Source organism: Burkholderia reimsis, assembly GCF_003294055.1.
Taxonomy (GTDB): domain Bacteria; phylum Pseudomonadota; class Gammaproteobacteria; order Burkholderiales; family Burkholderiaceae; genus Burkholderia; species Burkholderia cepacia.
This window is the reverse complement of record NZ_QMFZ01000016.1, coordinates 72,326-86,067: the sequence shown is the minus strand read 5'-3', so window position 1 is coordinate 86,067 and position 13,742 is coordinate 72,326. Positions and strand designations below refer to the sequence as shown.

Annotated in this window: 13 protein-coding genes; 8 read left to right on the top strand and 5 right to left on the bottom strand. The window is 68.6% G+C overall.

The features are described from left to right. Position 1 precedes the first annotated feature (1 nt). From DPV79_RS19585 to DPV79_RS19550, 8 genes are all read left to right on the top strand, one after another. Positions 2-286 carry an MSMEG_0570 family nitrogen starvation response protein gene (locus DPV79_RS19585; protein WP_021156903.1) on the top strand — a complete coding sequence of 95 codons (285 nt, stop codon included), beginning with the start codon at positions 2-4 and terminating at the stop codon, positions 284-286. Between the two features lie 56 nt (positions 287-342). Next, positions 343-1,644: an MSMEG_0569 family flavin-dependent oxidoreductase gene (locus tag DPV79_RS19580; protein ID WP_113046244.1), complete on the top strand. Its 1,302-nt coding sequence runs from the start codon at positions 343-345 to the stop codon at positions 1,642-1,644. Positions 1,645-1,649: 5 nt separating this feature from the next. Next, a complete protein-coding gene (locus tag DPV79_RS19575; RefSeq protein WP_113046243.1) occupies positions 1,650-2,483 on the top strand; it encodes a Pnap_2097 family protein in 834 nt (277 codons plus the stop codon). After that, positions 2,480-4,621 (top strand): methylmalonyl-CoA mutase, encoded by a 2,142-nt coding sequence (gene scpA, locus DPV79_RS19570; RefSeq protein WP_113046242.1) that lies wholly within the window; start codon positions 2,480-2,482, stop codon positions 4,619-4,621. The genes DPV79_RS19575 and scpA overlap by 4 nt, the downstream gene beginning before the upstream one ends. Before the next feature lie 203 nt (positions 4,622-4,824). After that, positions 4,825-5,751: a TauD/TfdA dioxygenase family protein gene (locus tag DPV79_RS19565; protein WP_113046241.1), complete on the top strand. Its 927-nt coding sequence runs from the start codon at positions 4,825-4,827 to the stop codon at positions 5,749-5,751. A 48-nt stretch (positions 5,752-5,799) separates the two neighbouring features. After that, positions 5,800-6,831 carry an ABC transporter substrate-binding protein gene (locus DPV79_RS19560; RefSeq protein WP_059622643.1) on the top strand — a complete coding sequence of 344 codons (1,032 nt, stop codon included), beginning with the start codon at positions 5,800-5,802 and terminating at the stop codon, positions 6,829-6,831. A 67-nt stretch (positions 6,832-6,898) separates the two neighbouring features. After that, positions 6,899-7,879 carry an ABC transporter ATP-binding protein gene (locus DPV79_RS19555; RefSeq protein ID WP_060217289.1) on the top strand — a complete coding sequence of 327 codons (981 nt, stop codon included), beginning with the start codon at positions 6,899-6,901 and terminating at the stop codon, positions 7,877-7,879. After that, complete coding sequence (locus tag DPV79_RS19550; RefSeq protein ID WP_113046240.1) at positions 7,876-8,763, top strand: ABC transporter permease; 888 nt, start codon at positions 7,876-7,878, stop codon at positions 8,761-8,763. Before DPV79_RS19555 ends, DPV79_RS19550 begins: the two co-directional genes overlap by 4 nt. A gap of 275 nt (positions 8,764-9,038) precedes the next feature. Here the strand turns inward: DPV79_RS19550 and DPV79_RS19545 are convergent, their stop codons facing one another. From DPV79_RS19545 to DPV79_RS19525, 5 genes are all read right to left on the bottom strand, one after another. Further along, positions 9,039-9,563 (bottom strand): c-type cytochrome, encoded by a 525-nt coding sequence (locus DPV79_RS19545; RefSeq protein ID WP_060125752.1) that lies wholly within the window; start codon positions 9,561-9,563, stop codon positions 9,039-9,041. Continuing rightward, positions 9,556-10,812: a sulfite dehydrogenase gene (gene soxC, locus DPV79_RS19540; protein ID WP_113046284.1), complete on the bottom strand. Its 1,257-nt coding sequence runs from the start codon at positions 10,810-10,812 to the stop codon at positions 9,556-9,558. Before soxC ends, DPV79_RS19545 begins: the two co-directional genes overlap by 8 nt. Positions 10,813-10,944: 132 nt before the next feature. Beyond that, positions 10,945-11,169 carry a hypothetical protein gene (locus DPV79_RS43395; protein WP_113046239.1) on the bottom strand — a complete coding sequence of 75 codons (225 nt, stop codon included), beginning with the start codon at positions 11,167-11,169 and terminating at the stop codon, positions 10,945-10,947. 26 nt (positions 11,170-11,195) lie between these two features. Continuing rightward, the gene (locus DPV79_RS19530; RefSeq protein ID WP_113046238.1) at positions 11,196-12,872 is read right to left on the bottom strand and encodes a dipeptide ABC transporter ATP-binding protein; all 1,677 of its coding nucleotides are present in this window, start codon (positions 12,870-12,872) and stop codon (positions 11,196-11,198) included. Next, positions 12,869-13,738: an ABC transporter permease gene (locus DPV79_RS19525; protein ID WP_081071545.1), complete on the bottom strand. Its 870-nt coding sequence runs from the start codon at positions 13,736-13,738 to the stop codon at positions 12,869-12,871. The genes DPV79_RS19530 and DPV79_RS19525 overlap by 4 nt, the downstream gene beginning before the upstream one ends. Between the last annotated feature and the right edge of the window lie 4 nt (positions 13,739-13,742).

The following is a 13,742-nucleotide window of genomic DNA, read 5'->3' as shown; positions in this document are numbered from 1 at the left end:
CATGCCGGTCATGCATTTTCGGGTTCGTTGGCCCGATCAGTCGGAAACAAATTGCTATTCGCCTTCGACCGTCGTGTCGGAATTCTTCACGCCCGAGACGCAGTACGCGCTCGATGACTTCGTCGAGCGAGCCCGACGCGCACTGGGTATCGCGTCCGATCGCGTCCGCGAGAAATACGGATTCGCGTGCTCGGCCGCGATGGACGAGCTGGCACGGATCGAAGCGAACGCGGAACGATTTGCGCCGCAGGGCGACGCGACCGTGACCGTCATCGAACTCGTTTGACGCGTATGGCACGCAGGAATCCACTGTCTTTTTCAACACACATTCAGGACTGCATCATGTCAAGCGAACCCGTTGTTTCATCCAGCGTCCCGGATTCCGATTCCCATCTGCGCGTAGCCGTCATCGGCGGCGGGCAGGCGGGGTTGTCGATCAGCTACTACCTGAAGCAGGCAGGTATCGATCATCTCGTATTCGAAAAGGAGACCGTGACGCACACGTGGCGCAAGCAGCGCTGGGACGCGTTCTGTCTCGTGACGCCGAACTGGCAGTGCGCGCTGCCGGGCTATCCGTATCGCGGTGCCGATCCGCACGGCTTCATGACGAAAGACGAGATCGTCGAGTATCTCGACGGATTCATCCGCAGCGTCGATGCACCGGTGCTGGAACATACCGCCGTCGAGCGTGTGACGCGCGACGCGGACGGACGCTATCGCATCGCGACGTCGCGCGGCGCGTACACGGCGGATCAGGTCGTCGTTGCATCGGGCGGCTACCATCGGCCGATCGTGCCGCGGATGGCCGAGCGGTTGCCGGCAACGATCGTGCAGATCCAGTCGTCGGAATACCGGAATCCGGCCGCATTGCCGGACGGGCCGGTTCTCGTGGTCGGATCGGGACAGTCGGGCGCGCAGATCGCAGAAGACCTCCACCTCGCCGGGCGGAAGGTGTTCCTCGCGGTGGGCGATGCACCGCGCTGTGCGCGTTTCTACCGGGGCAGGGACGTCGTCGACTGGCTGGCCGACATGCAGTACTACGACATGCCGGTCGATGCACATCCGCTGCGCGAAGGCGTGCGCGACAATACCAACCATTATGTGACCGGCCGCGATGGCGGGCGCGATATCGATCTGCGCCGCTTTGCGGCCGAAGGGATGGAACTGTACGGCCGGCTGGAGGATTTCTCGGGCGGGCAGTTGCGCTTCTCCGCGGACCTGTCGGCGCAGCTCGACAGCGCCGATGATACGTACAACCGGATCAATGCCGGCATCGATGCCCATATCGAGAAGAACGGGATCGCGGCGCCGCCGGCGACGCGCTACGAGCCCGTGTGGCGTCCGGCCGGCGAGCGCACGGCGCTCGATCTCGCGGCCAGCGGCATCGCATCGGTCGTCTGGTGCATCGGCTTCACTCCGGATTTCAGCTGGCTGGATGCGCCGGTATTCAACGGCCGCGGTTATCCCGCGCACCGGCGCGGTGTGACGCCGGTTCCGGGGCTCTACTTCGTCGGGCTGCCCTGGCTATATACGTGGGGTTCCGGGCGATTCTCCGGGGTGGCGCGCGATGCCGCCCATATCGTCGACCAGATCCAGGCCGGGACGACGGCCGCGCGGCGCTCGGCCGAAAGCCTGGCCGCCTGACGCCGATGCATACCGCCATCCATCGCTATCGGGCCGGCATGCCGCAACTCGCGCACACGGGGCTCGCGGAGAACTGGCTGCTCAAGGAGTGCGGGCAGCGTCACTGGGACGCGCTGGCCGCGCACGGCGGCCGCGACGTCCCCGAGTTCTTCGACGACGAGGGGCGGCGTGCCTATGCGTCGTTCGTTGCGGTGCACGTCGACATGAACCGCCGTCACGCGATTCGCGAGAACGACACGTTCGCGCTTCATGTCGCGCTTCGCAGGGTCGGCCCGATTCGCCATTTCAGCGAGCAACGGATCCGGCACGGCGACGATGAAGCCGGTATCGTGCGGATGATGTCGACGTTCGTGACGCGCGAACACGCCGGCAGCAACCGCTCGGTGGCGAAGGCGCGCATGACCGGCATCGACGGCCGCACCGGACCCGTCCAGGCCGATGCGCTGGCGATGGCGGAACGTGCGAAGAAGTTGCGCGTGCGGGATGCGTCGATCGTGCCGGCGCTCGCAGGCCTCGCGGAGGGCAACGGCGCAAGCGTCTCGTTTCTGCCGTGCCCGAACATGGATTTCAATGGCGCGGACCTGCTTTACTTCGCCAGCTTCCAGGCATTCGTCGACCGCGCGGAATGGCAGCATTACCGCTTCGAGCAAGCCCCCGTGCTGGCGGCGCGTCAACTGTACTTTCACGGAAATCTCGACATCGGCGATTCGTTGACCGTGCGTTTCGCGCGTGCTCGATCCGATGCAGATGGCCTGTTGCACTGGAGCGAAATCGTGCGCGACGACGACGGGACGAAGATTGCCGATGTGATCACGCAAAAGCGCTGGAGTCGGGCATGAACGAAGCGGCATGCATGGAGCCGGGCACCGGCGTGGAGAACGTCACTCGGAACGATCGAGGCGCGCGCGCGGTGCCGCTGCGGAAACTCTACACGCGCAGCGATCTCGACGCCGTCGCGCATCTCGACGGCATGCCCGGAGCGTGGCCCTATGTGCGCGGGCCGTACGCGTCGATGTATACCGATCGCCCATGGACGATCCGGCAATACACGGGGCATGCCGACGCCGCAGATTCCAATCTCGCGTTTCGCACGGCACTCGAGCAGGGCGCGCAGGGGTTGTCCGTGGCATTCGACCTGGCAACGCAGCGGGGCTACGACTCGGACTGCACCGAGGCGCGGGCCGACGTCGGCTTGGCCGGTGTCGCGATCGATACGGTCGAGGACATGGTGCGGCTGTTCGACGGCATTGCGCTCGACGCCACGACCGTGTCGATGACGATGAATGGCGCGGTCCTGCCGATCATGGCGGCGTTCGTCGTGGCCGCCGAGGAGCAGGGCGTGCCGCCCGGGCGGATCGGCGGGACGATTCAGAACGACATCCTGAAGGAGTACATGGTCCGCAATACGTGGATCTTCGAGCCGGAACCGTCGATGCGGATCGTCGCCGACGTCGCGTTGTGGCTGGCACGGCATGCACCGCGCTTCAATGCGCTGTCGGTGTCGGGATATCACTTCCAGGAAGCCGGCGCCGATGCCGTGCTCGAGCTCGCGCTGACGCTGTCGAACGCGCGCGCGTACGTCGACACGCTGGCCGCACGCGGCATGCCTGCGGATGAAGCCTGCTCCCGTTTGAGCTTTTTCTTCGGCGTCGGCAGCGATTTCTATACGGAAATCGCCAAGCTGCGCGCGGCGCGCCTGCTGTGGGCGGAGATCGCACACGCGTGCGGCGCGCGTTCGCCCCGGGCGTGCGCACTGCGCATGCATTGCCAGACGTCGGGCTGGTCGTTGACGGCACAGGAGCCGGAAAACAACATCGTTCGCGTGACGGCGCAGGCGATGGCCGCGGCGTTCGGCGGCACGCAGTCGCTGCACACGAATGCGTACGATGAAGCGCTTGCGCTGCCTTCCGCGGCGGCGGCGCGCCTCGCGCGCAATACGCAGCTGATTCTGCAGCATGAAACGGGACTGTGCGACACGATCGATCCGTGGGCCGGCTCGTACATGATGGAGTCGCTGACAGACGACATCGCGACACGCGTGCGCGCCGAGCTGGCCGCCATCGACGCGCAGGGCGGCGTGATCGCCGCGATCGAGTCCGGCTGGGTCAAGCGGCGCTTGCTGCGCGCCGCGGCCGCGACGCAGGCGCAGGTCGATTCCGGGCGCCGGACCGTGGTTGGCGTGAACCGTTTCGTCGCGGACGAACCGACTGGCGAATTCATGGTGTGCGAGATCGACGGCCGTCACGTGCGTGCCGGGCAGGCGCGGCGAATCGCAGCCGTCAAGGCCGCGCGCGATCCGGCGCGGGTTGCGACGGCGTTGCAGCGGCTGGCCGATGCCGCGCGCGACGGCACCGGAAACCTGCTGGCACTGGCGATCGACTGCATGCGGGCACGTGCGACCGTCGGGGAGTGTACGCGCGCGCTGGAATCGGTATGGCCGCGGCATGTCGTGGCGGTGGAAGCGGACGGCGAGGGCGTCTACGGCGAACATCGGCGAGACGACGCTGCATGGCGGGCGGCGAAGGGCTGCGTCGACCGGCTGGCGAAACGCGTGGGACGCAGGCCGCGCATCATGATCGCCAAGCTCGGCCAGGACGGGCACGACCGCGGTGCGGCCGTCGTCGCAGCTGCGCTCGAGGACGCCGGATTCGACGTCCTGCGCCTGCCGCTGTTTCAGCAGCCGGCATGTGTGGCGGCAGCCGCGCACGCATATGGCGCCGACATCGTGGGCATTTCGTCGTTGTCGGGTGCCCACCTCGAACTGGTCGAAGGGCTAGTCCACGCACTGGCGTCGTATGACGCCGCGATTCAGGTGGTGTTGGGCGGAATCTTTCCCGTGGCGGATGCGCGACACCTGAAGATGAAGGGTGTCGCGGCGACGTTCGGGCCCGGCGCACCGATCGACGCTATCGCCGAAGCGCTGTGCGCATGTGTCGAGCGGGCTCGATGTGGACACCTGGCGGCGGGCGCCAGCTGACGCTTCCTCGTGCGCCGCAACAAGTCCGTGATGGAATGCGTGCGCGATTTCGGCGCGCAACTGCACACGGTATTGCTCGCCGGCGTCGTATGCGCGAGCAGCGATCTTTATCACCACAGCAGATAAACGTATCCGAATCGCTTCGTTGACGCACGCCGGCACGCCCTCGTAGATTCGCGTTTTGACCAAATCAGGGCCGTGCCGTGACGACTACCGCCATCCGCGACGCCGCGACGCTATCCGCTGGACATCCTGCCCTGCGACCGGACGCCGCGACGCAGCATTTCGACATCGTGCCGTTCGACGCGCCGCTCGGCGCCGAGGTGATCGGCCTGAACCTGTCGCAACCGCTCGGCGCCGACGACTTCGCGCGCATCCATCGCGCGCATCTCGATCACCACGTGCTGGTGTTTCGCGACCAGCGCATCACGCCGGACGAGCACATCGCGTTCAGCCGCCGCTTCGGCCCGCTGCAGATTCACGTGCTGCACCAGTTCGCGCTGGCCGGCCACCCGGAAGTGCTGATCGTGTCGAACATCGTCGAGAACGGCAAACCGGTCGGGCTCGGCGACGCCGGCCATTTCTGGCATTCCGACCTGTCGTACAAGGAAAAACCCAGCCTCGGCTCGCTGCTGCACGCGCAGGAACTGCCGGCGGAAGGCGGCGATACGCTGTTCGCGAACATGCATCTCGCGTGGGACACGCTGCCCGCGCACCTGCGCCGCGCGGTCGCAGGGCTACGCGCCGAGCATACGTATCTCGCGCGCTACGCGGAACTGCAGGCGCGCAGCCCGTGGCGGCCCAACCTGTCGCCCGAACAGATCGCGCAGGTCGCGGCGGTCGTGCATCCGGTCGTGCGCACGCATCCTGAAACCGGCCGCAAGGCGCTGTTCGTCAGCGAGCATTTCACGACGCGCATCGTCGGCTTGCCCGACGACGAAAGCCGCGCGCTGCTCGACGAGCTGTTCGCGCACAGCGTGCGCGCCGAGCACCTGTATCGGCACGCCTGGCGTGACCACGATCTGGTGTTCTGGGACAACCGTTCGCTGATGCATCTCGCCGCCGGCACGCCCGACCACCTGCGCCGCAAGCTGTACCGCACGACGATCGAGGGCGACGCGCCTTTCTGAGCCGCGCGCCGCGTCATTCATTTCCGCCCCATCCTGACCGGAGTTCCGATGTCGTTTTCGTTCTTGCCGGCGCGTCGCGCGCTGGCGGCCACGCTCACCGCCGCGCTTGCCTTCGCGGGCGCGATCATCCCGCAAGCCGCGCATGCGGAGGGCCGCATCCGCATCGCCGAGCAGTTCGGCGTCGTCTACCTGATGCTGAACGTCGCGCGCGACCAGCAACTGATCGAGAAGGAAGGGCGCAAGGCCGGCCTCGACATCAAGGTCGACTGGGTGCGGCTGTCGGGCGGCGCGGCCGTGAACGACGCGCTGCTGTCGGGCGCAGTCGACATCGCGGGCGCGGGCGTCGGTCCGCTGTTGACCGTGTGGGATCGCACGCGCGGCCGGCAGAACGTGAAGGGCGTCGCGTCGCTCGGCAATTTTCCGTACTACCTCGTGAGCAGCAACCCGAACGTGAAGACAATCGCCGACCTGAGCGCGAAGGACCGTATCGCGGTGCCGGCGGTCGGCGTGTCGGTGCAGTCGCGCGTGCTGCAGTACGCGGCCGCGAAGCAGTGGGGCGACAAGCAGTTCGACAAGCTCGACGCGTTCACGCAGGCGATTCCGCATCCGGACGCGACGGCCGCGATTCTCGCGAACAGCAACGTGATTACCGGTCACTTCGGCAATCCGCCGTTCCAGGAGCAGGAACTCGCCGGCAACCCGAACGCGCACATCGTGCTGAATTCGTATGACGTGCTCGGCGGCCCGAGTTCCGCGACGGTGCTGTACGCGACCGAGAAATTCCGCGACGACAACCCGAAGACCTACCGTGCGTTCGTCGCCGCGCTGGCCGAAGCCGCACGGCAGATCGCGGCCGATCCGGAACGCGCGGCCGATACCTATATTCGCGTGAACGGTTCGAAGATCGATCGCGCGCTGCTGCTGAAGATCCTGCGCAATCCGCAGGTGCAGTTCAAGACCGCGCCGCAGAACACGCTGCCGCTCGCGCAGTTCATGCATCGCACCGGCGCGATCCGCAACGAACCGAAGTCGTGGCGCGATTATTTCTTCGACGATCCGGCGACGGCCGGCGGCAGTTGAACGGCACCGATGCTGTGACGCCGCGATCGACGCTTATGCGTCGGCGCGGTTTCGATATGCGCAATCGATGGTTGGTCCGCACGGTGCCCGGCCGTATGTTGATGCTTTTCCCGCAAGAGATTCGATCGTGAACGCCACTTCTCCCCGAACCTGGTTGCCGCCGTATGCGGCACGTGGCGGCGCGTCGCCGGCCGCATCCGCCGTGCCCGATACGCGTGCCGACGATCGCCCGGCCGCGCAGGCCGGCACGCACAGCGAACGCCTGCTGGCGATCGACCAGGTCAGCCTCGAATACCGCAGCGGCGCGCGGATCGTTCGTGCGACGCATCAGGTGAGCTTCGACGTGTACGGCAGCGACCGCTTCGTGCTGCTCGGCCCGTCGGGGTGCGGGAAATCCACGCTGCTGAAGGCGATCGCCGGCTTCATCGAGCCCGTCTCGGGTTCGATCGCGCTCGACGGCCGGCCCGTGCGCGGGCCGGGGCCCGACCGCATCGTCGTGTTCCAGGAATTCGATCAGTTGCCGCCGTGGAAGACGGTCGTCGAGAACGTCGCGTTTCCGTTGCGCGCCGCCGCGAAGCTGTCGCGCGCCGAAGCACGCGAGCGCGCGCTGCACTATCTCGACAAGGTCGGCCTGAGCACGTTTGCCGATGCCTATCCGCATACGCTGTCGGGCGGCATGAAGCAGCGCGTCGCGATTGCGAGGGCGCTGGCGATGCAGCCGCGCGTGCTGCTGATGGACGAGCCGTTCGCCGCGCTCGATGCGCTCACGCGCCGCAAGATGCAGGAGGAACTGCTTCGGCTGTGGGACGAGTTCCGCTTCACGCTGCTGTTCGTCACGCACTCGATCGAGGAGGCGCTCGTGGTCGGCAACCGGATTCTGCTGCTGTCGCCACATCCGGGCCGCGTGCGCGCGGAGCTCAACAGCCACGAGCATTCGCTCGACAACGTCGATACCGGCGACTTCCGCGACAACGTCGCCCGAATCCACCGCCTGCTGTTCGACACCGACGCACCGCAGGTGCCCACGACGGAGGATGCCGCATCATGAGTACGATCGATCCGGTCCTGCCGCCGCTGCCGCCCGTGCGCGACGAATACACGCGCACGCTCGACGCGGTGCCGGACACCGAACGCGCGGCGCCCGCGCCGCTGCTGCGCCGGATCGCCGGCGCCGCATGGTTTCGCCGTAGCGTCATCGCACTGGTGCTGATCGCCGTCTGGGAGATCGTCGCGCGCGTCGTCGCGAACGATCTGCTCGTCCCGACCTTCGGCGCGACGCTGGCCGCGTTCGTGCAGGGCATCGAGTCGGGCGAACTGCTCGTGAAGACGGGCATCTCGATGTCGGTGCTGCTGCGCGGCTATGCGCTGGGCGTGCTGCTGGCGTTCGCGCTGACGTCGCTCGCGGTATCGACGCGCATCGGCCGCGATCTGCTGACGATGCTCACGTCGATGTTCAATCCGCTGCCGTCGATTGCATTGCTGCCGATCGCGCTGCTGTGGTTCGGGCTCGGCACCGGCAGCCTGCTGTTCGTGCTCGTGCACGCGGTGCTGTGGCCGCTCGCGCTCAGCATCTATACCGGCTTCGTCGGCGTGCCAGCCACGCTGAGAATGGCCGGGCGCAACTACGGGCTCACGGGCCTGCGCCAGATCGCGCTGATCCTCGTGCCGGCCGCGCTGCCGTCGATCCTGTCGGGCCTGCGCGTGGGCTGGGCCTTCGCGTGGCGCACGCTGATCGCGGCCGAGCTCGTGTTCGGCGCGAGCGCGGGGCAGGGCGGGCTTGGCTGGTACATCTTCCAGAACCGCAACGAGCTGTACACGGATCGCGTGTTCGCGGGCCTCGCGGCCGTCATCGTGATCGGGCTGCTGGTCGAGAACCTCGTGTTCGATACGCTCGAACGCGTGACCGTGCGGCGCTGGGGCATTCAGCACTGACGCGTCGGGACGCGATCAGTCCCGGCGCATGCGTGACGTAAGCTGAAATCGGCCCCTCACGCGGGGTGGGTAGGTCCCAATCCTTGCGGACGGCGAGTCACGTACGCCGCGTGACGGATACCGCATCGCGCGCTGCCGCGACGTGCCCCGATCCACCGGAACAGGGGCCTGCCGAATGACTGCCCGTGGTGCCGTCGATCCGCGCGACGCATGGCGCGATGCGCGCGGAGGGCTGCCTGGTGCGGCCGATCCGGCAGCAAGCGGAGCGAGACGCGTCATAGCTTGCCCGGCCTCGGGTCAGGCACGAAACCGTCGCGGTTCGGCATCTGCACGCGCGGCAGCGTGCGCGCGTCGAGCCTGGCGTCGCCGGGCACGATGCCGTTCAGGTGGAGGACGTACGCGGTGACCGCATAGACGTCGTCCGCGCTCAGCGATTGCGGCGCGTTGTACGGCATTGCACGGCGAATGTAGTCGAACAGCGTCGTCGCGTACGGCCAGTAGCTGCCGACCGTCTTTTTGGGCTTCGCGCTCGCGAGCGAGCCGATGCCTCCGACGAGCGGATCGCCGACGCCGCCTTCGCCGCCGGCGCCGTGACACATCGCGCACTTGTCCGCGAACACGTGGCCGCCGCGGGCGACCGTGCCCGCACCGGGTGGCAGGCCGCTGCCGTCCGGTGCGACGTCGATGTCCCACGGGGCGAGCGCAGCGCGGTCGATCGGCTGCCCGAGTCCGAAGCCGGCGCCGAATGCGTTCGACGTCATCGCGCAGGCTGCAAGCAGGCATCCGAGCGGCTTACGCATTGCGCACCTCGCCGTCCGTGCCGACGCGCCAGTTCTGGATACCGTTGTAGTGATACTGCGAGTTCAGGCCGCGCGCGGCGACGAGCGCGTCGCGGGTCGGTTGCACGTAGCCGGTCTCGTCGGTCGCACGGCTTTGCAGGTCGGCCGGCTCGCCGCGCCATATCCAGTCGGCCTCGAAGCGCGTCAATGCGCGGTCGCGTACGTCGCCGGCGAGCCGTGCCGGCCGCCACGTGCGACCGCCGTCGGTCGACACGTCGACGGCGCGAATTCGGCCACGGCCCGACCATGCGTAGCCGCTGACCGGGTAATACCCGTGCGCGGCGAGCCGGTGCCCGGCCGATGGCCGCGTGATGACCGACTTCGCGTCCATCTCGAACACGAACTGGCGCGCGCAGCCGTCGGGAAGCAGAGTCGTATATTTCGACGTTTCCTCGCGCGTTATCTCCGGCGCGCGCACCAGTTTCAGCCGTCGCAGCCACTTGATGTTCGTATTGCCTTCGAAACCCGGCACGATCAGCCGCACCGGGTAGCCGTTCTCCGGGCGCAGCCGTTCGCCGTTCTGCGCATAGACGACCAGCGCGCGCTCGAGGATCCGATCGAGCGGCAGGCTGCGCGTCATCGCCGCGCCGTCCGCGCCTTCGGCGAGCAGCCAGCGTGCGCCGGCATCGACGCCCGTTTCATCGAGCAGCGTCGACAGCCGGACGCCGGTCCATTCGCAGCACGACAGCAACCCGTGCGTGAACTGAACGGGCAGCCCGCTCGGGCCGTTCCATTCGCTGCCCGTGTTGCCCGAGCATTCGAGGAAGTGGATCCGCGATTCGGACGGAAAACGCAGCAGGTCGTCGATCGTGAAGACGCGCGGCTCGCGCACGAGGCCGTGCACGACGACGCGATGGCGCCGCGCATCGATATCCGGCACGCCCGCGTGATGACGCTCGTAGACGAGCCCGTTCGGCGTGATGTCGCCGAACAGGTCGGCGAGCGGCGTCATCGACGAGCCGGAGCCGGGCAGCGCGGGCGTGCGGGCGCTGCGACGGATCACGTCGCGCTCGTGCTGCCCCGGCGCGCCGTACGGAGGCGACAGCAGCGGCGCGCCGGGCGCGCGCGTCCACGGAGGCACGTCGAGCGGCTGGCTCGCGAGCGCGCCGCCGGTGGGCAGCATCGCGGCCGCCCAGCCGCCGGCGAGCTGGCGCAGCGCCGCGCGCCGGCCGGAGCGCGGCGCTCGGGGAGGAAAACGGGAATCGGTCATGGTCGAGCGTGTGTAGCACGCGGGAGCCGCGCGCGGGGAAACGATGATTTTCGGCAACCGGGCGCGGCGCGGCAAACAACGATTCCCGCTTTGCTTATCGCGACCGTTGCGCCGCGCCCGATGCACGTGCCGTCAGCACTCCACGGGCAGCCCGCTGACGAACGCGAGCTGCCGGTTCCTCGACGACCCGCTGCCGATGTTCGAGATCGCGGCGATCTTGCGATGGCCGTCCGACGTCGAGGTGCTCGCGTCGCCGGCCGCATCCGGGTGCCGCCACGCGGACATGTTGCCGGATGCGCGCTGGACGATGGCGTCGAGATGGATCTGGCGGGGAGACGCGGAAGTCGATTGGCTCATGGCAGCGGTTCGGTGAAGGGCAAAGGTCAAGCGAGGGCGGGCAGCGGCGACGCTGCCCGGGCGTTGGGCAGCATCGGCAGCGCATCGAGCAGCGACGCGGTGTACGGGTGCGACGGCGCGCCGAACACGCGCTCGACCGGGCCGCTTTCGACCACCCGGCCGCCGCGCATCACAAGGATCCGGTCGGCGACGTGATGCACGACGCCGAGATCGTGCGAGATGAACAGCATCGCAGTGCCGTGCTCGGCCTGCAGATCGGCAAGCAGATCCAGCACCTGCGCCTGGATCGACACGTCGAGCGCGCTGACGGGCTCGTCCGCGACGAGCAGCGCCGGGTTCGACGCGAACGCGCGCGCAATCGCGACGCGCTGCCGCTGCCCGCCGGACAATTCGCGCGGGTAGCGGTCGATGCAGCCGGCGCCGAGTTGCACTTCGTCGAGCAGTTGCAGCACGCGGCGGCGGCGCGCATCGCCGCGGATACCGGCCGCGTCGAGGCTTTCGCCGACGATCTGTCCGACCGAGCAGCGCGGGTCGAACGAGCTGTACGGGTCTTGCGCGATCAGTCGCAGCCGGGCGCGACGCACGCGGCGTGCGGCTTCCGGCACACCGCTCCATGGCTGGCCGTCGAGCGCGACGGTGCCGCTGTCCGGTTCGACGAGCCCGAGCACGATCCGTGCAACCGTGGACTTGCCGGAGCCGGATTCGCCGACGATGCCGAGCGTCTCGCCCCGTGCGAGCGTGAACGACACGCCGTCGACCGCGGCCGGCGCGGCGCGATCGCCGTAGCGTTTCGTCAGCGCGTCGACGGCCAGTACCGGTACCTGCGTATCGATGCGCTTCGGCGGCAGCGGCACGCGCGCGGCGGTCGCGAGCCGGAACCCGCGCGATGCGGCGGTGGGAATCGCCGCGAGCAATTCGTGCGTGTACGGGTGCGCCGGCGCGGTCAGCACGTCGCGCGCCGGCCCCTGTTCGACGACCTGGCCGGCGCGCATCACGAGCACGCGATCGGCGAGCTCGGCGACGACCGCGAGATCGTGGCTGATCAGCAGCACCGCGTCGCCGGCATCGCGGCGCGCGCGCAGCAGCGACAGGATCTGGCGCTGCACGGTCATGTCGAGCGCGGTGGTCGGCTCGTCGGCGATCAGCAGCGATGCGCCGCCCGCGATCGCGGTGCCGATCAGCACGCGCTGCCGCAAGCCGCCCGACAACTGGTGCGGATACTGCGGCAGCCGCCGCTCGGGATCGTCGATGCCGACCGCACGCAGCAGGTCGGCGCTGCGCGCCGCGACATCGCGCCCGCGCGTGTTGCGCAACGCCTCCGCGACGAGGTCGCGCACGCGCCACAGCGGATCGAGCGACACCAGCGCGTCCTGCAGCACGTAGCCGATCCGGCGCCCGCGTATCGCGCGCCAGTCACGTTCGCGATGGCCGCGCGCGTCGGCGCCGGCGATCTCGAAGCGTTCGGCGTCGATCACCGCGTTGGGTCCGTTCAGCCCGACGAGGCTGCGTGCGGTGACCGACTTGCCGGAACCCGATTCGCCGACGAGCGCGACGCATTCGCCGGCATGCACGGCGAGGTCGAGCGGTCCGACGACGGGCTGCGTGCCGTGCGCGCCGCGAAAGCCGATCGTCAGGCGCTCGATGCGGACCAGCGGTGCGGCGCGGGCCGGCGTTGCCGGCGTGGCGGATGCGGTCGTGCTCATGCTGCCTCCCTGCGTTCGAAGCGCGCCTGCCAGTAGCCGCCGAGCGCATTCACGGCGATCACGGCCGCAGTGATCGCGACGCCGGGCCACACCGCGATCCACCACGCGTTGTACAGGTAGTTGCGGCCCTCGGCGAGCATCAGCCCCCATTCGGCGGCGGGCGGCTGCGGCCCCATGCCCAGGAAGCTCAGTCCCGACGTGCCGATGATCGCGGTGCCGAGCCCGATCGTCGCGAGCACCGGTACCTGCGCGATCGCATGCGGCAGCACGTGCCGCCAGACCAGCACCGCCGGCGCGAGGCCGAGCGTGCGCGCGTGCTCGACGTAGCCGGAAGCCGCGACGACGAAGGTTTGCGCCCGCACCACGCGCGCAAAGCGCGGCACCGACGCGACGCCGAGCGCGAACACGAGGTTCACCGCGCCGGGGCCGGTGAACGAGATCAGCATCAGCGCGAGCAGCAGGTCGGGGAATGCGGACACGACGTCGAGCACGCGCGTGATCAGCTCGTCGAGCCAGCCGCGCGCAAGGCCGGCAAGCAGCCCGAGCGCGGTGCCGAACAGCGTTGCGACGCCGATCGCGGCCGCGCTGATCGACAGCGAGTAGCGTGCGCCGTACACGACGCGCGAGAAGATGTCGCGGCCCAGCTGGTCGGTGCCGAGCCAGTGCTCGGCACTGCTGCCGAGCTGCGCGGCCAGCGGATCGGCGGCCAGCGGATCGTAGTGCGCGAGCCAGCCCGGTGCGATGACCGCAATCGCGTTCAACAGCAGATAGACGGCAGCCAGCGCGAGGCCCGGATGGCGGCGCAGCCAGCCGGCCGCGGCGGATGTCGCCGGGGCGCGCAATGTGAGATCGACGGGAGTGGACATCGGA